The 20,349-nt window shown below is 38.8% G+C and carries 19 protein-coding genes; 10 read left to right on the forward strand and 9 right to left on the reverse strand.

The window, feature by feature from the left end; genetic code table 11:
- The 3 genes from RI557_RS04975 to RI557_RS04985 form a co-directional block, all read left to right on the forward strand.
- The coding region (locus RI557_RS04975) for a hypothetical protein (protein ID WP_310682536.1) at window positions 1-1,271 on the forward strand (1,271 nt) is incomplete at its 5' end.
- A gap of 5 nt (window positions 1,272-1,276) precedes the next feature.
- Window positions 1,277-2,530: a dihydroorotase gene (locus tag RI557_RS04980; protein ID WP_310682538.1), complete on the forward strand. Its 1,254-nt coding sequence runs from the start codon at window positions 1,277-1,279 to the stop codon at window positions 2,528-2,530.
- A 7-nt stretch (window positions 2,531-2,537) separates the two neighbouring features.
- Complete coding sequence (locus RI557_RS04985) at window positions 2,538-3,206, forward strand: hypothetical protein (protein WP_310682540.1); 669 nt, start codon at window positions 2,538-2,540, stop codon at window positions 3,204-3,206.
- Here RI557_RS04985 and RI557_RS04990 read toward each other — a convergent pair.
- The 3 genes from RI557_RS04990 to glmM are packed head-to-tail and all read right to left on the reverse strand — an operon-like array spanning window position 3,203 to window position 6,511.
- Window positions 3,203-3,964: an MBL fold metallo-hydrolase gene (locus RI557_RS04990; RefSeq protein ID WP_310682542.1), complete on the reverse strand. Its 762-nt coding sequence runs from the start codon at window positions 3,962-3,964 to the stop codon at window positions 3,203-3,205. The genes RI557_RS04985 and RI557_RS04990 overlap by 4 nt on opposite strands.
- Window positions 3,964-5,115 carry a cysteine desulfurase family protein gene (locus RI557_RS04995; protein ID WP_310682544.1) on the reverse strand — a complete coding sequence of 384 codons (1,152 nt, stop codon included), beginning with the start codon at window positions 5,113-5,115 and terminating at the stop codon, window positions 3,964-3,966. The genes RI557_RS04990 and RI557_RS04995 overlap by 1 nt, the downstream gene beginning before the upstream one ends.
- A 4-nt stretch (window positions 5,116-5,119) precedes the next feature.
- The gene (gene glmM, locus RI557_RS05000; RefSeq protein WP_310682546.1) at window positions 5,120-6,511 is read right to left on the reverse strand and encodes a phosphoglucosamine mutase; all 1,392 of its coding nucleotides are present in this window, start codon (window positions 6,509-6,511) and stop codon (window positions 5,120-5,122) included.
- 267 nt (window positions 6,512-6,778) lie between these two features.
- Between glmM and RI557_RS05005 the strand changes: the two genes are divergently transcribed.
- From RI557_RS05005 to RI557_RS05030, 6 genes are all read left to right on the forward strand, one after another.
- Window positions 6,779-7,933, forward strand: coding sequence for an ATP-binding protein (locus RI557_RS05005; RefSeq protein WP_310682548.1), 1,155 nt, complete (start codon window positions 6,779-6,781; stop codon window positions 7,931-7,933).
- A gap of 204 nt (window positions 7,934-8,137) precedes the next feature.
- The gene (locus tag RI557_RS05010; RefSeq protein ID WP_310682550.1) at window positions 8,138-9,577 is read left to right on the forward strand and encodes a tetratricopeptide repeat protein; all 1,440 of its coding nucleotides are present in this window, start codon (window positions 8,138-8,140) and stop codon (window positions 9,575-9,577) included.
- A complete protein-coding gene (locus tag RI557_RS05015; RefSeq protein ID WP_310667770.1) occupies window positions 9,574-10,359 on the forward strand; it encodes a phosphosulfolactate synthase in 786 nt (261 codons plus the stop codon). The genes RI557_RS05010 and RI557_RS05015 overlap by 4 nt, the downstream gene beginning before the upstream one ends.
- A gap of 6 nt (window positions 10,360-10,365) precedes the next feature.
- Entirely contained in the window at window positions 10,366-10,683 is a 318-nt protein-coding gene (locus tag RI557_RS05020; RefSeq protein WP_310667771.1) for a rhodanese-like domain-containing protein, read from the forward strand.
- Window positions 10,680-11,627 (forward strand): DUF368 domain-containing protein, encoded by a 948-nt coding sequence (locus RI557_RS05025; protein ID WP_310667772.1) that lies wholly within the window; start codon window positions 10,680-10,682, stop codon window positions 11,625-11,627. The genes RI557_RS05020 and RI557_RS05025 overlap by 4 nt, the downstream gene beginning before the upstream one ends.
- A 56-nt stretch (window positions 11,628-11,683) precedes the next feature.
- Window positions 11,684-12,406 (forward strand): shikimate dehydrogenase, encoded by a 723-nt coding sequence (locus RI557_RS05030; RefSeq protein WP_310667773.1) that lies wholly within the window; start codon window positions 11,684-11,686, stop codon window positions 12,404-12,406.
- Here RI557_RS05030 and RI557_RS05035 read toward each other — a convergent pair.
- The 4 genes from RI557_RS05035 to RI557_RS05045 are packed head-to-tail and all read right to left on the reverse strand — an operon-like array spanning window position 12,400 to window position 14,213.
- Window positions 12,400-12,999 (reverse strand): hypothetical protein, encoded by a 600-nt coding sequence (locus tag RI557_RS05035; RefSeq protein ID WP_310667774.1) that lies wholly within the window; start codon window positions 12,997-12,999, stop codon window positions 12,400-12,402. The two genes, RI557_RS05030 and RI557_RS05035, sit on opposite strands and share 7 nt — an antisense overlap.
- Window positions 12,999-13,235: a hypothetical protein gene (locus RI557_RS05040; protein WP_310667775.1), complete on the reverse strand. Its 237-nt coding sequence runs from the start codon at window positions 13,233-13,235 to the stop codon at window positions 12,999-13,001. The genes RI557_RS05035 and RI557_RS05040 overlap by 1 nt, the downstream gene beginning before the upstream one ends.
- Window positions 13,235-13,402: a DUF6728 family protein gene (locus RI557_RS11740; protein WP_409079675.1), complete on the reverse strand. Its 168-nt coding sequence runs from the start codon at window positions 13,400-13,402 to the stop codon at window positions 13,235-13,237. Before RI557_RS11740 ends, RI557_RS05040 begins: the two co-directional genes overlap by 1 nt.
- Before the next feature lie 52 nt (window positions 13,403-13,454).
- Entirely contained in the window at window positions 13,455-14,213 is a 759-nt protein-coding gene (locus RI557_RS05045) for a hypothetical protein (RefSeq protein ID WP_310667776.1), read from the reverse strand.
- Window positions 14,214-14,442: 229 nt separating this feature from the next.
- On the opposite strand from RI557_RS05045, the gene RI557_RS05050 reads away from it, so the two are divergent.
- On the forward strand, window positions 14,443-17,067 hold the full coding sequence (locus RI557_RS05050; protein WP_310667777.1) for a lectin-like domain-containing protein: 2,625 nt from the start codon (window positions 14,443-14,445) through the stop codon (window positions 17,065-17,067).
- Window positions 17,068-17,102: 35 nt separating this feature from the next.
- Here RI557_RS05050 and RI557_RS05055 read toward each other — a convergent pair whose 3' ends face one another.
- Window positions 17,103-18,206 (reverse strand): hybrid sensor histidine kinase/response regulator, encoded by a 1,104-nt coding sequence (locus RI557_RS05055; protein WP_310682552.1) that lies wholly within the window; start codon window positions 18,204-18,206, stop codon window positions 17,103-17,105.
- Window positions 18,196-20,349, reverse strand: coding sequence for a 7TM diverse intracellular signaling domain-containing protein (locus RI557_RS05060; protein WP_310682554.1), 2,154 nt, complete (start codon window positions 20,347-20,349; stop codon window positions 18,196-18,198). Before RI557_RS05060 ends, RI557_RS05055 begins: the two co-directional genes overlap by 11 nt.

Consider the following 20,349-nt stretch of genomic DNA (forward strand, 5'->3'; position numbering starts at 1 on the left):
CAGGAGATGAAAACATTTCTTCCTCGCTTGAAGTTCGCATAGACGGCAAAATGCAAAATATCCTCAAGGCTGATCTATCTCCCGGTCAAAACGATACCACAATTTACTTTACCGTTCAGGATGCTGGCGCGCACTACGGAATTATTCAAATTGAGAACGATGCTGCAGATTTCGACAACAGATTCCACTTCACATTTGAAGTTCCCAAAGCTTTAAATATTGTCGAGATCCAGCCTCAGGAAAGTACTAAAACAATCGAACGTATTTACGCAACTGATGAAGCTTTTAAATATCTCGGTCAGAGCCAAACGGAGCCGGATTTTGAGTCGTGGAAAAACGCATCGGCACTGATCGCAAATGGCGTTGATTTGAAATCGGCCGGATTTTGGTCAGAGTTTGAATCGTTCGTCTCGCAAGGTGGTACTGGCATTGTATTCCCGGGATCTGACCGTGAAGCAATTAACTTGCTGCTTGAAAAAATTGGAGCCGGAAGACTCGGTGAAGCGGATACGACAAAGAAACGAGTTGGAACGATAAATCTTGAGCATCCAATATTCAGAGGTGTTTTCAGCAAAAAACCAAAAAATCCTGTTTGGCCATCAATCACAAAACAATACCGATTTGAGCGCGGTGCAAAGCCGGCCATACCGGTTATCAAAACGGAAGACGACTCACCGGTTTTACTGGAAATCGAGCACGAAAACGGAAAAGTTTACCTGTGGACATCAGCCATTGAGGAAACAACCTTCAAACAGGGCGGACTCCTACTCCCCATCCTTTTTGAAATGGCATTTCAATCTCAAAATGCGGGTTCTTACTACAACACGATTGGCGAAAAAAGCAATTTGACAATCAATCGTTCGCAAGGAATGAAAGACGAGTTGGTAAAAATGGCTCCGATCGAAAACAGAGAAAACAAATTCATTCCGCAAGTTATTCCTCAAGGTGATAAACTGCTAATCAGTGCACGAGAAAACGTGACCGAATCAGGAGTGTATGAAATCACGAACGATACAGACTCGCTACTCACTTACACAGCATTCAATTATGGCAGTAGCGAGTCTGAACTGTCATTCATGAGCGAGAGTGAAATCGAGCAATTGATCGAGCAAAACAACTGGAATAAAGCACAGGTTTTAACGGGCGACAACACCTCACTGGGTAACTTTGTGAGTTCCATCGGGCAACAAAGTTCGCTTTGGAAATGGTGTATCGTCCTCGCATTGTTATTTTTGGGAATTGAAATTCTGTTATTGAGGTTCATAAAATAAAACGCATGTCAACGCTGCACATCAAAAACGCACAAATCATTTGGCCCGGGAGCAAGTGGCACCGCAAAACAGCCGATGTCATTATTGAAAACGGAATAACAAAAGCTATTGGTCAGAACCTCAACCAGCAGGCCGATGAAGTCATTACCGGCAAAAAACTCATCCTCACACCCGGTTGGTTTGATTTGCATGTTTCTTTCAACGATCCAGGTAATGAGCACAAAGAAGATATCACCTCAGGATCACAGGCAGCACAACATGGCGGCTTTACCGATGTTCTACTCATGCCCGATACACAACCCGCTATCGACTCGAAAAGCGTGGTGAACTATGTCAAAGGAAAAGCCCAACTAACCAAAACAAATATTCACATAGCCGGAGCCGCATCTGAAAGCTTGCTCGGTGAAGACATCACCGAGGTGTACGACATGAAAGATGCTGGAATCGTGGCACTTACCGATCACAAAAACGCCATCCAAAATGCCGATTTACTGAGGCGCGTTCTCTTTTACGCTAAAAATTCGGGAATGCCGGTAATGAGCTTTGCCAGCGACAAATCATTGAACAAAAATGGTCAAATGAACGAAGGCAAGATGAGCACTTCGCTCGGATTAAAAGGCATGCCTTCACTTTCTGAAGAAATTCAACTCAAGCGCGACATTGATCTCGCGAAATACTGCGACTCATCTATCCACTTCTCTTCTATTAGCAGCAAAGAAAGTGTGGAGATTATCAGATCCGCAAAAGATGACGGAATCCCGGTAACGTGTGATGTTTCGTACATGAATTTGGCTCTGACCGATAAAGACCTCGAAGACTTTGACACCAACCTAAAGTTGAATCCGCCACTCCGCACCGAGGCAGACAGGCAAGCTTTAATCGAAGGACTCAAAGACGGAACCATCGATGCTATTTCTACTGATCACACGCCTCAAAACATCGAGGAAAAAGCACGGGAATTTGACAATGCTGCATTTGGCATGTCATCGCTTGAAACTATTTATCCGGTTTACAATACGTTCCTCAAAAACGATATTTCGATTGAATTATTTGTCGATAAATTAGCCGTAGAACCCCGACAACTCATCGATTTACCAATACCGCAACTCGAAGAAGGAAAACCAGTTAGAGCAACGATTTTAGACTCATCTAAAAACTCGAAAATCGATAAAAGCTTCTTCAAAAGTAAGTCCAAAAACAACTACTGGCTGGGCAGTGAATTAAAAGGAATTGTGGTGAAAACTATCAACGGCAAATAGCCGCGTTTTGAAACACCCATTTTACCAAAAGACGAAGAAGGAACAACGCAATGTTCAGATAAAGGTAGGGCTTCTGGCTCTGACCATTATTATCATTTTTTCCGTGATCGGGTTTGTAGCGAACCTTTATTTGTTGCCCGCCCTACTCTTCCCGATTGTCATTACGATTATCGCTCCTTTTTTGGATGTTCCTGTAATGGTTGAGAAAGGCAAACTCACTTATCAATCACTTTTGCTTTTAACCGAAAATGGACAGGACGGAATTATCAAGCTTCACGGTGGAACGCTGCTGGATTATGTTTATGTAATTGATTCTAACTGGAATGCTCAACAACGAAAGCAATTCATCATTAAAGAATTTTTAAACGGACTCATCAACCTTATAGATGAGCAAAAGGAAAAGAAAGATCTCGATATTAAAATAAAAGGGACGAGTTACATTCTCAATGAGCGGACGGCTGAAAAATTAGGCTTTAAAGTTGTGAAAAAAGACTTTTTGCAACAAGCTATCCTAATTTTCAATTACTTCAATCTACTCGTCACAAACTCTATTGGTAAAGGGAGGCTTTCATTCCCCGTGATGAAGCAGATAATTACGATTGAAGCAAATATTTCAACATTGCTTGCAAAAGAATATGAAATAAGAGCTTTAAAAAATAAGATCGAAAACGACTAAAGCTCAATTTTAAGACCGTCATATCCCAAATGGATATTTTGAGGTAACTCGTTTTCAACTTCTTTGTGAAGCCCCATTTGGTGCGAAATATGCGTAATGTAAGCTTCTTCTACATCGAGTTCGTTGACGAGGTCAACAGCTTCATCGAGTGTGAAATGAGAAATGTGATCTGTCTTGCGCAAGGCATTGATCACCATCACTTTTGAACCTTTTATCTTCTCTTTTTCTTTACGTGAAATGTAATTTGCATCCGTGATGTAAGTGAAATCGCCAAAGCGAAAACCAAAGACAGGCATTTTATAGTGCATCACCTCTATCGGGATGATGTTGATACCTTCCACTTCAAAAGGCTCATTGTGTAAATCAGTTAAATGGATTTGAGGAACTCCGGGATACTTTTTCTCTTCAAAAGCATAGAAATAATCGCGCTTTAAAGCCTTTTGAACTCTGTCGCTGGCATAAACTGTCATTTCCTTGCGCTGAATAAAGTTGAAGGCTCTGATGTCATCTAGTCCGGCCATGTGATCTTTATGCTCATGAGTAAAAAGCACAGCATCGAGTTGATTTACATTTTCGCTGAGCATTTGTTGTCTAAAATCAGGGCCGGTATCCACGACTATCGTTTTTCCTTCCGTTTCAACCATGATAGAGGTTCTGAGTCTGTTATCTCTTGGATCTGACGATTGACAAACATCACACTTGCATCCGATAACCGGCACTCCCTGTGATGTTCCTGTCCCTAATAACGTTATGCGCACTAAACTTTTTCCTTTTGATAGATTTTCAACAAACAATCAATTGCGTAATCAACTTCTTCCTTCGTATTGTAGCGGCTAAATGAAAAACGCACACTCGGTCTCTCCATACTTACATCAATACCCCTCAACACGTGAGACCCTGTATTACTGCCTGATGTACACGCACTACCACCCGATACAGCTACTCCCATAAGATCCATATTGAATAACAATAATTCGGCCTTATCTGTTTTCGGTAATGTAACGTTCAGAACCGTGTGGAGCGATCGTTCGTGATCACAACAAATTCCGTTGTAGCGAACTCCTTCGAGTTCAGCATCTAACCTGCTCATCATGTGATCTTTCAATCCTTCGATGTGCTTTTCGTGCTCATCAGCATTTTCATGTGATAATTCGAGGGCTTTAGCCAGGCCAATAATACCGTAAACATTTTCAGTTCCGCCACGCATGCTGCGCTCTTGTGCTCCGCCCTGGATGAAGGGCTTAATTTTTACTTCATTCCTGATGTAGAGAAAGCCAACACCTTTTGGACCGTGAAATTTGTGAGCAGCACAGGTTGCAAAATCGATCGGTAGCTCCTGCAAATCGAATCGGTAATGCCCCATTGTTTGAACCGTGTCAGAATGAAATAGAGCATCGTATTTCCTGCTCATCTCTCCCACTTCTCTCAATGGAAGAAGATTCCCTATTTCATTATTGGCATGCATTAGCGATACAAGAGTTTTTTCATCACTCTGTTTGAGTAATTCTTCGAGATGATTGAGATCTACCTCACCATTGGCTGTCAACTTTACGTGATCTACTTTCACGCCATTGAGTCGCTCAACTTCCTCAACTGTATGAAGCACAGCATGATGTTCGATGGGAGACGAAATGATGCGCTTTACACCACAGTCTCTTACGGCTCCGACTATTGCCATATTATCAGCTTCGGTTCCTCCCGATGTAAAAACGATTTCCCCGGGAGTTACATTGAGCAATTTGGCTACCGTTCTTCTCGCCTGTTCAATTTTTCCTTTTACAGCTCTTCCGTATAAATGCGTAGAACTGGGGTTTCCAAAAACATCTTTTAGCATTGGTGCCATTACATCAAAAACCTCAGGGGCTAAGGGTGTTGTAGCGGCATTATCTAAATAAACCCTTTTTGACATCGCTCTATTCTTTAATAATTTCTCTAATATCTGACATTATCTTTTCTGCAAGGTTGTTCGCAGTTGATGTACTTTCACTTTCAGTATAAATGCGGATAATAGGCTCAGTATTTGATTTTCTCAAATGCACCCACTGATCTTCAAACTCAATTTTAACGCCATCAATCGTGTTGATATCATATTTCGCGTAACGCTGTTGCATACTCGACAAAATCTTATCCACATCAATTTCAGGTGAAAGTTCTATTTTATTTTTTGAAATATGGTAATTAGGATAGTCAGATCGCAGTGAAGAAAGACTTTTCCCCGATTTAGCGAGGTGACTCAAAATTAGCGCTACTCCAACAAGTGCATCGCGACCATAGTGCAACTCCGGATAGATAACGCCTCCGTTTCCTTCTCCTCCGATGATCGCATTGGTTTCCTTCATCTTTTCCACAACATTAACTTCTCCAACTGCCGATGCTGCGTATTGCTGGCCGTGTTTCTCAGTAACATCTCTCAAGGCGCGTGTCGATGAAAGATTGGAAACCGTATTTCCCGGAGTATTTGCCAAAACATAATCTGCAGCAGCAACGAGTGTATATTCTTCACCAAACATTTCACCATCTTCACAAACGAGTGCTAAACGATCTACATCAGGATCTACCACGATACCGAGGTCGGCATTTTGTTTTTTCACTGTTGAAGAAATCTCAGTGAGATTTTCAGGCAATGGCTCCGGATTGTGAGGGAAATGACCGGTAGGCTCGCAATAGAGTTCAATGACTTCCTCAACTCCAAGCGCTTTGAGTAATTTTGGAATTGCGAGTCCGCCCGTTGAGTTGACAGCATCAACAGCTACTTTAAACGTTGCTTTTTTGATCGCCTCAACATCTACGAGTGGTAAATCCAACACCGCCTGAATGTGCTTATCAATATATTTTTCGTCAACTGAATATTTCCCGATTTTATCCACAGGTGCGAATTCAAAATCTGCTTTGTCTCCAATTTCAAGAACTTCTTTACCGTCAGATCCGGAAATAAACTCGCCATTTTCATTCAAAAGCTTGAGTGCATTCCACTGAGCCGGGTTGTGACTTGCCGTGAGAATAATTCCGCCATTTGCTTTTTCATTAGCCACTGCCACTTCAACTGTTGGCGTGGTAGAAAAGCCGAGATTGAGCACATCAATTCCGAGTCCGCGCAGCGTTCCGACCACTAACTGCTCCACCATTTCACCTGAAATGCGCGCATCGCGACCGATAACCACACGTACTTCTTCATTGTTACTGCGATTTTTGATCCACGTGCCATAGGCAGCAGTAAATTTGACAATATCAGTTGGTGTTAACCCTTCGTTTGGCTTTCCTCCTATTGTGCCTCGAATTCCTGAGATTGATTTAATTAACGTCATTGTTAGGTTTTCCTTTAATTAAGGTCGCAAATATAAAGACCTCAATTCGATTAGTAGTGTTGGAATTTGAACTTGAATTTCTGGGATTATATTATCCCTGACTTAAGCTCAATTTAGGAGTTAGGAACTGTCATGATATCAAATAAAAACAGATTTTATTGAAGAATTTTACATTAATTACTTCAACTAACTGAAGGAATTAACGTTAATTTCTTCAGTAGAGTAAATCTTTATAACTTTGAACATTATCAATAACTGTTCTGAAAGATGAGTTTGAAAAAGATCAAAAGAGACATACTCCCGCTGGTTAAAAAGAAGTTACGCCCCGGAAAGGTTCTGATTATTTTAGGTGCTCGCAGAGTTGGAAAAACAGAGTTGATAAAATCCATCCTCAGTGAAATTAACCAATCAGAATATTTACTATTGAATGGTGAGGATTACACAACAATTGATTTATTGAGCGAACAAAGTCAGGGCAATTACGATCGATTATTGAAAAATATAAACCTACTGGTTATTGATGAAGCGCAACACATCCCTGAAATAGGGAATAAACTGAAATTCATAGTAGATACTTATCCTGCCATAAAAGTGATGGTAACAGGCTCATCAGTATTTGATGTGAGTCAAAAATTAGGTGAGCCATTAGTAGGAAGAGAAATTACTCTCAAACTACACCCTCTCTCCCAGTCAGAGTTTTCAAAAACAGAACAATTACCAGAAACCCATGACAGACTTGAAGAACGATTGATTTACGGAGGATATCCAGAACTAACACAATACGATGAACTGGATGAAAAAAAAGATTATTTAGATTCAATTGTCAATGCTTACCTTCTAAAAGACATTTTATCATTTGACGGCATAAAAAAGTCAGATAAAATAATGGACTTACTCAGGCTGATTGCATTTCAAATTGGTAAAGAAGTAAGCATTGAGGAACTAGCCTCTCAACTTAAAGGTATTAGCAGAAATACGGTTGAACACTATCTCGATTTGTTAACAAAGGTTTTCGTGCTGTATAAAGTCAGAGCCTACAGCGGAAACTTGAGAAAAGAGATTTCTAAATCCTCAAAATGGTTTTTTTATGATAATGGAATTCGGAATGCAGTAATTCAAAATTACGCTCCACTTCATTTAAGACAAGATAAAGGAGAACTATGGGAAAACTATATCATGACTGAGAGATTAAAATTCAACAGCTACACAAGAAGACGAGTCAACTCCTATTTTTGGAGAACTTACGATCAACAGGAAATCGATTTAATTGAAGAAGAAAACGGAAAGCTAAGTGCATTTGAATTCAAGTTCAACCCTAATAAAAAAGTAAAAGTGCCGGGTGGTTGGAAAAAAGGATACCCTAATGCAAACTTTCAGGTTATTCACCCAAAAAACTACCTGGACTTCATAACAAGTGATTAGCACTCAAAAAACATTAATTCCTTCAACCAACTGAAGAAATTAACGTTAAAATCTTCAATACGCAAATCAAAGCGCATATCATGATCGCTCGAGCAATTTTCAATAAAGCAGATTCAGCTTTAAAGGTTCTCGCCACATTCGTTAATAAGATTGTGAATAAGTCATAATTATCTCACAAATATTGCAAAAGGCTTTTTTCTAAATTTGAATGAAACCATCTTTGCAAAAGCAATGGAAGAAGATTTTAATTCATTATTCGGCAACTCCCCTAAAGAACTTATCAATCGTTACGAAAGTATGCTCGCTCGAGGCGATCAATACTTCTTTGACGTGGAGGAGTTTCAAAACCTCATTGACTACTATATCAGTGAGCGTAAAAATGCGCAGGCTTTTGAAGTTTTGGACATTGCGAAGAAGCAGCACCCTTCAACTTCAGACTTACTTATAAGAGAAGCTGAATTGCTGGCGCAAAACGAACGATTTACAGAAGCACTTACAGCGATAAACTCGGTTGAGGACTACGAGCCGTACAATCTCGAAGTATATTTAACAAAGGCCTCAATTCTCAGTCAAAACGGGAAGATCAAAGAAGCTATATCAACTTTAAAGAGGGCTCTGACCATTGCCGATGAATCAGAACTCGATGAAGTTTACATGGATATCGCTTTTGAGTATCAGAACCTGGGACAATACGACCCGGCTCTGAAATACCTCAAAAGAGCCTTATTTCGTAATCCTGAAAATGACGAGGCAATTTACGAGATTTCTTACTGTTATGAAGAACTCGACAAAATGACAGAGGGAATTGAATTCTACTCCAATTTTATCGATCAGAACCCGTACTCCTCGCACGCCTGGTTCAACCAGGGAAATATCTATGTACAGCTCGGTTTGTACGAAAAGGCACTGGAATCATTTGACTTTTGCACAATTGTCAACGAGGAATTTGCCAGTGGTCATTTCAATAAGGGATTAGCTCTTCGCAAATTAGAAGAATATGAAAAAGCAATAGATGCATTTCAGAGCGCTTTGAAATACGACCTCATTGAATCGGTTAATCTCTATTACATCGGGTTGTGCTATGAGGATATTGAATATTACCGCGAGGCTGAGATCTTTTACCGCAAGTGTGTAAAGAGCGATGAACGCATGAGTGATGCCTGGTTAGGTTTAGCCAATGTACTCAGCGAGCAGGATCAATGGATTGAAGCACTTCATCATGCTCGTCATGCTACCATCATAGACGAAAATAACCCAAAGACTTATCACAGGCTAGCCCAGCTACAGGGAAAAATGAATTATTTTGAAGAAGCTTTTGATTCATTTGAGATAGCTATTGATAAAGGCATGAAAGGAATTGATGTGTGGATTGATTATTGTGACACATTATATGATGCCGGTGAAGAAAATAACCTTTCTGTAGTTGTAAACAGAGCACTCGATAACTATCCACACAAATCTGAAATTTATTATAGATTTGCTGCCTATTTGACTAGATTAGGGCAATTAGACGAGGCCGAGAATATTTTGTTTCTCGCCCTGTCAATGGATAAGAGTAAAATAAATTATCTCTTTGAATTTACGCCTGAGGCTGAAGATTACGATTTCGTAAACAACATGCTTGAAGAATTCGAGAATAAATGAAAAATTTCGACTTACCCTTTCTTCCTGAAAGAACTCAAAAACCGCGTAAAAGCGGAATTACAATGATGATGGACAAAGGTTTGAGCAATACTCAAACAGAATACATCATTGAATCGTGTGGAGAACTCATCGATTTTGTAAAGTTTGGTTTTGGTACTTCTTACCTGACCAAAAACCTCAAAATAAAACTGGCTCTCTACAAAGAAGCTAACATCAACTGCTATCTCGGTGGTACGTTATTCGAGGCGTATGCAGTTCGCGATATGTTTGATGACTACCGCAAGCTCCTCGATGACCTCGATCTTGAAGTAGCAGAGGTTTCTGATGGTTGTATTCACATCGATCAGGAAAAGAAACTGAAGTATATTTCAGAATTGAGCAATCAGGTTAAAGTACTTTCTGAGGTTGGTAGTAAAAGTGCTGATGTTGTACTCAGCGATGGAGAATGGATTTCTAAAATGAACAGTGAACTGGAAGCCGGTTCATGGAAGGTTATTGCTGAAGCACGTGAAAGTGGCACAATCGGAATTTACGATTCTAAAGGTGGCGCTAAAAGTGAAATGATCGATCACATTTCAGAAAAGGTGAATGCTGAAAACATCATTTGGGAAGCTCCTCAAAAAGCACAGCAGGTTTGGTTTATCAACCACTTTGGTGCCAATGTAAACCTCGGTAACATCGCACCTGAAGAAGTTATTCCGCTCGAAACGCTTCGCCTGGGTCTACGCGGTGATACATTCTTTAGCTTCATCCCAGATGATGTAGCCAAACCTTTTAAGTAAGCAACTATGAACTCCATTACTGTTGAAGAGCTCAAACAAAAGCTCGACAATAAAGAAGACATCAAAGTAATTGATGTTCGCGAAGATTACGAAGTTGAAGAAGCAAACTTTGGCGCTGATCACATCCCGATGGGCAGTATTATCGATCGCATCGATGAAATCCCTAAAGACAAAGAGGTAATTGTTCACTGCCGAAGCGGTAAGCGCTCTGCATCAGTGATCGATAGCCTTGAGAGAATGTACGGTTACGATAATCTCTACAATCTCGAAGGCGGAATCAAAGCCTGGGCAGATAAAATCGATTCTTCACTTGACGTATCATGAGTCGTACCGTTAAAGAGTACTTTGGCATAGCCCTTCGCGGAATGGGAATGGGCGCAGCAGATGTTGTTCCCGGAGTTTCTGGCGGAACAATCGCATTTATTACCGGTATTTACGAAGAGTTAATCGAAACGATTAACAAGTTCGACCTCAATGCTATTAAAGTATTGAGGAAAGAAGGCCTTGCTGCTGCGTGGAATCATGTCAATGGAAACTTTATCGTTAGCTTGCTACTCGGTATCGGAATAAGTGTGGTTTCACTGGCCAAAGCCATTACATATTTACTGGAAAACCACCCAATTCCTATATGGTCATTTTTCTATGGTCTTGTTGCTGCCAGCATTTGGTTTGTAGCCAAGCAGGTAAAAAAATGGACCTTCCCTCCCATTCTTACTTTCATTATTGGAGCTGCAATTGCCTATTACATCACGATTTTGCCTGCCACGCAGGGAGCAATTTCGTATCCGTATTACTTTTTATCAGGCATGGTTGCCATTTGTGCAATGATATTACCCGGAATTTCAGGATCGTTCATCCTCTTACTGATGGGATCCTACAAGGCTGTTTTAGATGCCGTTCACGAAAGAGACTTTGCTATTATCGCTACGGTCGGAGCCGGAGCAATCATCGGGCTTTTGAGTTTCTCTCGCCTACTAAAGTGGATGTTCCACAAATACCACGATGCAACAATCGCCTTGCTTTCAGGATTCCTGTTAGGTTCATTAAACAAAATATGGCCCTGGAAAGAAACTATTTCCTCCATGGTTAAAAAAGCCGGTACGCCTGATGAAGAAGTTGTTCCGGTTGAACAGGTTAGCGTTTTACCCGGCCATTTCGAACAAATTACAGGAGATCCATCACAACTCGGTTTAGCTATTGGATTGATGATTGCCGGTGCTGCTTTTATTATTCTGATCGAAAAAGTAGCGATTCAAAAAGAGGACTAAGTAACGGTCAGAGCCGAAATTTTCCTATCTTGATTCCCAAAATCAATCTCGGATAAATGAAGCACTACGGTTTAATTGGAAAAACACTAAACCATTCCTTTTCTCCTTCTTATTTTAATGAGAAATTTAAAAACGAACATATTGATGCTGTTTATGAACTTCTCGAAAAAGAATCACCAGCCAAACTCAAGGATATTCCTTTTCAGGAATACTCAGGCTTAAATGTTACAATCCCTTATAAAACAGAGATAATAGCATTACTTGACAATCTTTCTTATGAAGCCAGGGAAATAGGAGCCGTCAACACAATTGCAATCAATGAAAACCAACTAATAGGCCACAATACCGACTGGATAGGCTTTAAGGAATCAATTGAGCCATTGCTAATTGGATCTGACCGAAACGCTTTGATTTTTGGAACAGGCGGAGCGTCAAAAGCCGTGAGCTTTGCTCTCAATAGACTCAACATTTCATACGAACTGGTTTCGAGATCGATGAGGCCCGGAATAATGCATTATGATACGCTAACTCCCAACAAGTTAGCCCAATACGACATTTTAATCAACACGACTCCGGTGGGAACCAAAAACGAAAGTGAAAAGTTACTTCCACTGCACTATGAAGCACTTCAATCAACTATGTTGGTTTATGATTTAGTTTACAATCCGCGTAAAACAGAACTACTAAAACGTGCTGAGCTAGCAAATTGCAGAATTAAAAGCGGTTACGAGATGCTTGAGAAACAGGCTGAGGCTTCCTGGAAGATTTGGAATCAATAACGCTCGTTGTAATATTGAGTTAAGTTTTCATTGAGCTCAATAATCATATCAGGGTAAGATCTTCTAAAAAGAGCAATAGCATCTCTTTTCCTCACGATAACGGGCATTTCATCTGGCAAAGAATTAAATTGATCATCGAGAATTACTATCCCTTTCATGTGAGAACCAAATCGGCTGAAGTAAACTTCACCAACATCAATGATGTAAATGTTGGATGTATCTCTTATTTGAATATTAGGATCGATTTTAAAGTCCTCATTTACAAATACATCATTGAAATTTTTATTGCTGATTTTCTCGCTGTCATAGCTGAAGAAAAATAAAACCGGTGCAAAGTCGAAAGTATTTTTGAATGAAGTCATAATTGACTTATTTGTTTCAAGTTGCTTTCGGTAAGTTTTATCAGCTCGATCTTGCTGTCCCTGAACCTCCATCATTAAAATGGAGTTTTCTTTTGTGTGTAAACGAACCAAAAGAGTTCCATTTTTCATAGCTTTTATATGCTCAACAGGCGTTATCGTTTGAGCCTGTGACATGACAGAAACAGTGAGAAACAATACTGAGACGAATAATTGTGGAAGGTGGATTTTCATTAAAAGCTTATGTTGAGTTTGACATGATCAGCATAGGAATCAAGGACTTTATGGTCGGTTTCCTCAATCCAGCAGATTTGGTTTAGCCCTACTCTGGTCCAAACTTCTGTAAGAAAGTCTTCAACTCTGTATAAGTGTATATGAAATGAGCCGTGATAGCGGGAAGCTATGTAATGACCTTCATCTTTAACCAGTTTGTATTTTTCTGTAGTAGATAACTTTTTAAACTTCGACATTACAAAACAAATTTAAAAAGCATGATAATCAGGCAAATGATGAAAAGTAAAATTGATATTCGGTTAATACCATGCATCATTTTCAAGTTGAAGTTTTGAGACTCAGACTTCTTGAATGCGCTTGCAGGATTTAAATAATTGAGAAATTTAGACCACACTTCTTTCATATCACAAGTTTACGAATTTAACAGATGCTGCGTTTGAAAGTTTAAATCTTAATTAGAAGAAGTCATCAGTTTCAGAAAGAATAGAAACACCGAGTCTAACTCTCAATAAATCTAAAAGGACATTGTAGTTTTCTTCTACAAAATCAGGCCCCAATCTTTGATTGACATACCATGTTTTATCATACATACTGTAACCCACCCCCAGGTTAACTCTTGTATTTTCAGAAGACTTTAAACAGAGATCAACTCCAGAAAAGAACCCAAACCCAGAAGCGCTTATTTCTGATAAAGTGTAGCTTTCCTCTGTAGCTCCTCCTGATGAATATTTCACAAATGCATTTTTAGTTCTGGCAGATTCAACAGTTGAGGACCATGAACTAAAGAAAAAACCAGCGCTCAATTCCAGATCAAACTTTTCATTTAATTGAATATTGTACCCAATTGGCAACCCGAGTTCAACATTGAGACCATTGTGATTAAGGAAGGATGAAAGTTCAACATTCTCTCTGTAGCCTTTCACACTTTCACCTTTAAAGCTGTAGTTTATATAGTCACTGAAGTTTTCTCTGTCAATTGAAGAAGTCCCAATTAAACCATACAATCCAAAAAAATACTCTTCATTAATACGAACATGCCAATTAACCCTCATGCTATTAACACTATTCGTATTGAGATAATTTTGATTATTGAATTCGTTTATCGACATAAAATCAACTCTCAACTCTAATTCGTTTTTACTCGATTCATTATCCTGGGCATGCAGGACATGGTTCATAAAAACAGCTATAAAACAAAAGAGAAGTGTTCTCATAATTTGAATTTCATCAACTATCAGTTTATAAAATTAGAAAGATATCATGTACCTAAAGTCATATTGAATACAATAATTTGAACAAAGTGTTAATGCTTATTAAAAATCAAGTTATTATTTTAGCAAACCGCTTGAGTATTTACTCGTTTATCAAAGCAGGATTTTTGCACGGAAAACTGGAGAAACATTGGATAAAAGGGATTTATTACTTAAAAGTTTCATTATATCGTTGGGCATACTATTTAATAGCATAGCTCATAGCCAACAATATCAGCTTAATAATAATGCAACAAGCACAGGAAACGATTGCTTCACATTAACTACTGATCAGGCTAATATCACAGGCCAAGTTTGGTATAATCAACAGATAGACCTAACAGAACCATTTGAATTATATGCCACTTTAAATTTTGGTACTAAAGATACTACAGGTGGTAATGGAATGAGTTTTTCTTTTCACCAGGGTGGCGTTTTAGCTGGTGTTCCTTCACCTGGTAACATGGGTTATAATGGTATTCTACCGAGTTTAGTCGTGGAAATGGATACTGATCAAAGCACAGGTAATTCAGACCCAACGGAGGATCACATATCATTAATGAGAAACGGAAATAATTCTCATACATCAGCAAATAACTTAACTGGCCCTACTCTCTTACCCAATATTGAAGATACTGCAGATCACTCCCTCCATGTAAAATGGGATCCGGCAAATAATAACTTTAAGGTATGGTTTGACTGTAACCTGGTCATCGATTACAATAGCAATATTATTAATTCAGTTTTTGGGTCAGACCCAAATGTGTACTGGGGTTTTACCGGAGGAACTTCATCTAATAGTAATGAACAAACTGTTTGCATTGAATACACGACTCTACAGCCTGATATACCTGATGTTACAACCTGTCAGGGAAATCCGGTTGCATTAGATGCAGGTTATGGCAATGTTTATGCCTGGTCTCCTTCAAACGGACTTAGCGATGATTCTATTCAAAATCCTGTTGCTTCCCCAAGCAATACAACAACTTACACGGTAAGCATTTACGATTCATGTGGTTACTTCAGGACAGATAGCTATACTCATACAATTATTGACAGTAACACTGCTACCCTATCAGGAGATACAGTTACTTGTGAGGGAACTTCAGTTCCTCTAAATTTAGATATTACCGGTACAGGCCCTTTTACTGTTCAAATATTTGACGGTACTAATGCTAATTTATACAATGTTGATACTAACGGTAGATTAGTTTCAAACGGTCAAAAAATCATGGTTTCTCCCACAACTACAACCACTTATACTATTACAAGTTTTACCGGACAGGGCAACTGCGCTAATGGTTTTTTTGGGAGCGCTACCGTTACTATTGGAATTTTAGACGGATTGCAATCAACTACTCAAGATGTAACCTGTAATGGATATTGTGACGGAGCAGCTCAGGTATATTTACCTCACTCAAACTCAGGTTATACCTATATATGGCCAAACCAAACCGGAGGAACATCAAAAAGTGGTTTATGTGGTGGAAACTATGATGTAGTCGTCAACAATAGTGGTGGCTGCCAGGATACAATACCTTTAGTCATCAATGAACCAGCTCCAATTTCAATTAGCCCACTAAATGACATAGTTGCTTGCCAAAACGAAACCATATCTGTTTTTACTAATGTCACTGGCGGATCAGGAAATTATAATTATACCTGGAATACATCAGAAATTTCTTCTGCGATAAATGTCTGGGGAACAGACACTACCACGTACTCTGTAACTGTCACTGATGATAATGACTGTCCTGAAGATGTGGCTTCTTTTGACTTAAATGTTCTTCCTCCATTGGATCTAACCGTTAGTCCTGATACTGGACTTTGCATTGGTGATACAGCCAACTTGTGGTCTATTGGTGCTGGAGGTGACGGCAATTACAGCTTTGTTTGGAACGATCCAGATACTACTACAAATTTAACTATAGATGTTGATCCTGATTCTACAACATACTATACTGTAACACTTACCGATGGTTGCGGTTCAACACCTCAAGTAGATTCAGTTGAGGTCTTTATTGATAATTACGCTTCTCATGCCTACACTTTTTTACAACCGGCTTGTGTAGATCAGGGCGTGCTGTTTGAAATTCCTGAGTTTGATACATCGGCTGATTACGAGTTCAACTTTGGGTTTGGCGACTCATATTTTCCTTCAGACTCATCCTTTTACTACCCTTTTCCTGATACAGGTTGCTACGATATAACATTCTCAATAAGTACTGAGTATTGTGACAGTGTAAGAACAGATTCATGTGCTATTGAAATTTTCGAAACTCCTGAAGCTGACTTCACTTATACCCCTGATACTGCTTCAAAACTAACCAATTACGAAGTCTTCTTCCAGGATGAATCTGAAGTTGAAACTATTCAAACGTGGTATATAGATGGAATGGTAGCGTCAACTGCTGATACTCACAGATATGAATTTCAGGACTCTGGTTATTACGATGTTGAGCTAATTGTATCAAACGACTCAGGCTGTTACGATACAACCATTAAAACAGTTTACGTTAAAGGTGAAGATCGTGCATTTTTTATTCCTAATGCATTTACACCTAATGGAGATGGATTGAATGATTCATTTGGTCCTCAAATTGTTGATCGCAATATCAGGAATTATCGTTTTGCCATTTACAGCAGATGGGGTGATCTGGTGTTTGAAACCAGTGATTTTGAAGAATTTTGGGATGGAACAGATTTTGAAAATGACAACAGCAACAGGAATCAGGAGACCTATCTCTGGAAAATTCAATACCGTGATTACAGCGGACAAATGAGAGAGTACGATGGTACCGTTCTTCTATATCGTTAAATCAGGAAAAATTTCGGTCAGAACCGTGAGTGAGGTTAGTCGGTAATATTGGGAATTGTTACATTGAAAGCTGTCCCTTTACCGAGTTCTGATTCTGTTTTGATGGAACCTCCAAGCCTTTCAACTGCTTCTTTGACGATGTAAAGACCAATGCCGGCTCCACGGCTCTGACTGTGACCACGGTAAAACATTTGAAATACTTTATCAGCCGTTTCTTCATCAAAGCCCACACCATTATCTGAAATAGAAATGTTTGCCTCTTTTTCATCTACCTGTACCTCTACTCTAATAGTTTGATTGTTAATCTCCTCATTTTGAAAATGACAGGCATTCCTGAGTAGATGTTCAAGAATGATTTTTATTCTATTTGAGTCACTTTTAAAGTCGGTATCCTGACTAACAACCTTTACAACCTTTGTGTTTTTATTCATCAACTCTCTTGAATTGACGTTGTATAAAACATCTTCTATTAGCTCATCAAAATGGATGTAATCAATTTTGTATTCAATTTTGAGGTTTTCAGAAAAGTGAGCAATTCCCTGAAGAATATTTTCAAGTTTATTGACACTGTCCTCAATCATGCTGATATAAGTACTTTGCACAGAATTATCTCTTTCATTCTTGATAAGTCGAGTAAGCCCAAGTATAGATGTCAATGGTCCTCTCAGATCATGCGAAGCACTGTATAAAAGTCTGTCTAATTCATTATAGGCTTTTGTTAGTTGCAGGTTTTGATTGTGAATTTTCTTTTGATCACAATAGCGTTCAAATGCCTGATCGATGATGATTTTCACCTGATCATTATTCCAGGGTTTATGAATGTACTGGTATATTTCTCCTTTGTTTATGGCTTCTATTGCAGGTGATAAGTCATCGTAGCCAGTGATTAACATTGTGATTAGATCAGGGTAATGCTCTTTTACCCAACATAAAAATGAAGATCCATTCTCACCAGGCAGGCGTTCATCACAAATTACAATGTGAAATTCGTTTTCAGATAATTGTTTCTTTCCTTCTTCGGCTGTTTCTACTGTTGTAATATCATAAAGCTTTCTAAAAGCAGCTATGAATCCATATCTGTTGGGTTCCTCATCATCGATGAAGAGCACTTTTGCTTTATGTGGGATATTATTTATCATCTGATACCTGGTATTTAGGTAATTTGATTGTAAACGTTACTCCTCTGTCTTTGTTATTTTCAACTTTGATATCACCATTGTGCTTTTGAATGATGCTTCTTGTAATTGATAATCCGAGGCCGGTTCCTTCCCCAACCGGCTTGGTTGTGAAAAATGGCTCAAATACTTTACTGATTACTTCTGGATCTATTCCGGGGCCGTTGTCAATAATCTGGATGAAAACTTCATCTCCTTCAGAAAAACTTTTAAGCATAATTTTACCCGGCTCTGACCGTGACTTATCTTCTTTAACTGCCTGAACTGCATTGCTGAGGATGTTCATGAAAACCTGGTTAATTTTACCTGCGTAACATTCCACTTTTGGGATATTTTTAAAGTCTCGCTCTACTTTAATTTCGTTTTTAATTGTGGAATTAAGAAGTGTGACAGTTGATTCCAAACCTTCTAAAAGATCAACTTTTTTAATATCTTGTTCCTCGGCTCTTGAAAATACTTTTAAGCCTCTTACAATTTCAGCTGTTCTTCTGGCTCCTTCGTCTATCCCTTTTAGGAGAGAGTTAATCTCATCCTTGAGGTAATCGACTTCTAACTCCTCTATTAGCTCGTTAATTTCTTCTATTTTAACTTTAAAATCATCTACGCTTTTGATTGATTGATATTTTTCAAGTACTTCAATGATATCCTCAATATCTCTTTTGAGCGGATTTACATTGGCCGTTACAAAGTTGATTGGGTTATTAATTTCATGTGCAATTCCGGCTGTAAGTTGACCGAGTGATGCCATTTTTTCCTGCTCTACAAGTTGAGTTTGGGCTTCTTTCAATTCGTCTAATGCTTCATTGAGCTCTGAGTTTGTAAGACTTAACTCTTTTGTTCGCTCCTGAACTTTTTGCTCGAGCATAATGTTTTGGCGCTTAATCAAACGTTCGTTTTCTTTTGATACATCAAGCGCTTCTTTTTGGGCTACTTCATTCTGTTTTCTCAATACATTTATATAATCGGCCAATCCAAATGCCAGCATTATAGTTTCTAACCCAGATCCATATTCGAGAACATTAGCAGTGAATAAGTTGTACTCTAAAACTCCACCGTCTTTCAATACAAAAATGATGACTGATGTGAGGAAAAAACCCCAGGCAATTGAAAAGTAAATAGCTGTTCTCGACTTTTTAAATGCTGCATATACAGCACTAACAAGCATTGAGAGAGCTAGTAATAATGCGGCAATATTCATGACACTGTAAGCATCATTGAAGTTACCGGAAAAGACAAGTACTAACTCTATAATGTAAATTGATCCAGCTCCAATTACAATGTAATAAAGCGTTTTCGATACTTTTTTGATCGATACAAACTCAAAGAAGAATATTATAGAGAATAATGCTGTTAAGGCATTGATCACATAAAGGCTATGTTGAGCAACTTCAGGAGAGTTTGGCCAAAAGAAGCGAAAAGAATACCCATTGAGAGTAGCCTGAACTAAACCCACCATTGCAATGTAGAGCACATAGTAAAGGTAACTCTTTATTCGGGTTGTTAGATAAATGAAAAAGTTATAGAAAAACATTACGAGCATTACCCCTGCATATATACCATAAATCAATGATCTGGTATTGAGAGTGCTCAATATATCTTCATTTCCACCTACAAAAATTGGAAGATTGATAACCTCTCCACTTTTAGCTTTTAAGAAAAAGGTTTTTGTTTCACCTTTGGGAATATCGACTTTAAATAAAAAACTTGGATGGTTGTTATCACGTTGTGCAAAAGGAAACTTCTCGCCTTTTTTGCCTAACATTCTCACTTTACCATTATACTTCTCATATAAAGCTATGTAGTCTAAAACCGGATAGTCTAACTCTATGATCACATCAGATGATGGCAATTCATTTTTTAAACTAAACTGTATCCATTGAGCATGTTGAGAGGGCTCAAAACTTACTACTGAACTGTTGTTCTCACTAAAACTTTTGTCCAAAACATCTAAAACACTCATGGATCCGGTAGAGTCAGTAAAGACACTGACCCTGGATCCTATAAAGCGTTCTTTCATTTCATCTGTAACTCTAATAGTATCTGATTCAGCACTTAGCTGAATAGCTAAAAGAAAGAAGTAAATGAATAAAGTGGCTATTCTATTCAT

Source organism: Salibacter sp. (assembly GCF_031581065.1).
Classification (GTDB): domain Bacteria; phylum Bacteroidota; class Bacteroidia; order Flavobacteriales_G; family Salibacteraceae; genus Salibacter.

What these genes read in the sequence shown, in the direction of transcription:
- RI557_RS04980 (WP_310682538.1), top strand. Translation starts at nt 1,277, where the DNA reads ATGTCAACGCTGCACATCAAAAACGCACAAATCATTTGGCCCGGGAGC.
- RI557_RS04995 (WP_310682544.1), bottom strand. Translation starts at nt 5,115, where the DNA reads ATGTCAAAAAGGGTTTATTTAGATAATGCCGCTACAACACCCTTAGCC.
- glmM (WP_310682546.1), bottom strand. Translation starts at nt 6,511, where the DNA reads ATGACGTTAATTAAATCAATCTCAGGAATTCGAGGCACAATAGGAGGA.
- RI557_RS05005 (WP_310682548.1), top strand. Translation starts at nt 6,779, where the DNA reads ATGAGTTTGAAAAAGATCAAAAGAGACATACTCCCGCTGGTTAAAAAG.
- RI557_RS05015 (WP_310667770.1), top strand. Translation starts at nt 9,574, where the DNA reads ATGAAAAATTTCGACTTACCCTTTCTTCCTGAAAGAACTCAAAAACCG.
- RI557_RS05020 (WP_310667771.1), top strand. Translation starts at nt 10,366, where the DNA reads ATGAACTCCATTACTGTTGAAGAGCTCAAACAAAAGCTCGACAATAAA.
- RI557_RS05025 (WP_310667772.1), top strand. Translation starts at nt 10,680, where the DNA reads ATGAGTCGTACCGTTAAAGAGTACTTTGGCATAGCCCTTCGCGGAATG.
- RI557_RS05030 (WP_310667773.1), top strand. Translation starts at nt 11,684, where the DNA reads ATGAAGCACTACGGTTTAATTGGAAAAACACTAAACCATTCCTTTTCT.
- RI557_RS05035 (WP_310667774.1), bottom strand. Translation starts at nt 12,999, where the DNA reads ATGAAAATCCACCTTCCACAATTATTCGTCTCAGTATTGTTTCTCACT.
- RI557_RS05040 (WP_310667775.1), bottom strand. Translation starts at nt 13,235, where the DNA reads ATGTCGAAGTTTAAAAAGTTATCTACTACAGAAAAATACAAACTGGTT.
- RI557_RS11740 (WP_409079675.1), bottom strand. Translation starts at nt 13,402, where the DNA reads ATGAAAGAAGTGTGGTCTAAATTTCTCAATTATTTAAATCCTGCAAGC.
- RI557_RS05045 (WP_310667776.1), bottom strand. Translation starts at nt 14,213, where the DNA reads ATGAGAACACTTCTCTTTTGTTTTATAGCTGTTTTTATGAACCATGTC.
- RI557_RS05055 (WP_310682552.1), bottom strand. Translation starts at nt 18,206, where the DNA reads ATGATAAATAATATCCCACATAAAGCAAAAGTGCTCTTCATCGATGAT.
- RI557_RS05060 (WP_310682554.1), bottom strand. Translation starts at nt 20,349, where the DNA reads ATGAATAGAATAGCCACTTTATTCATTTACTTCTTTCTTTTAGCTATT.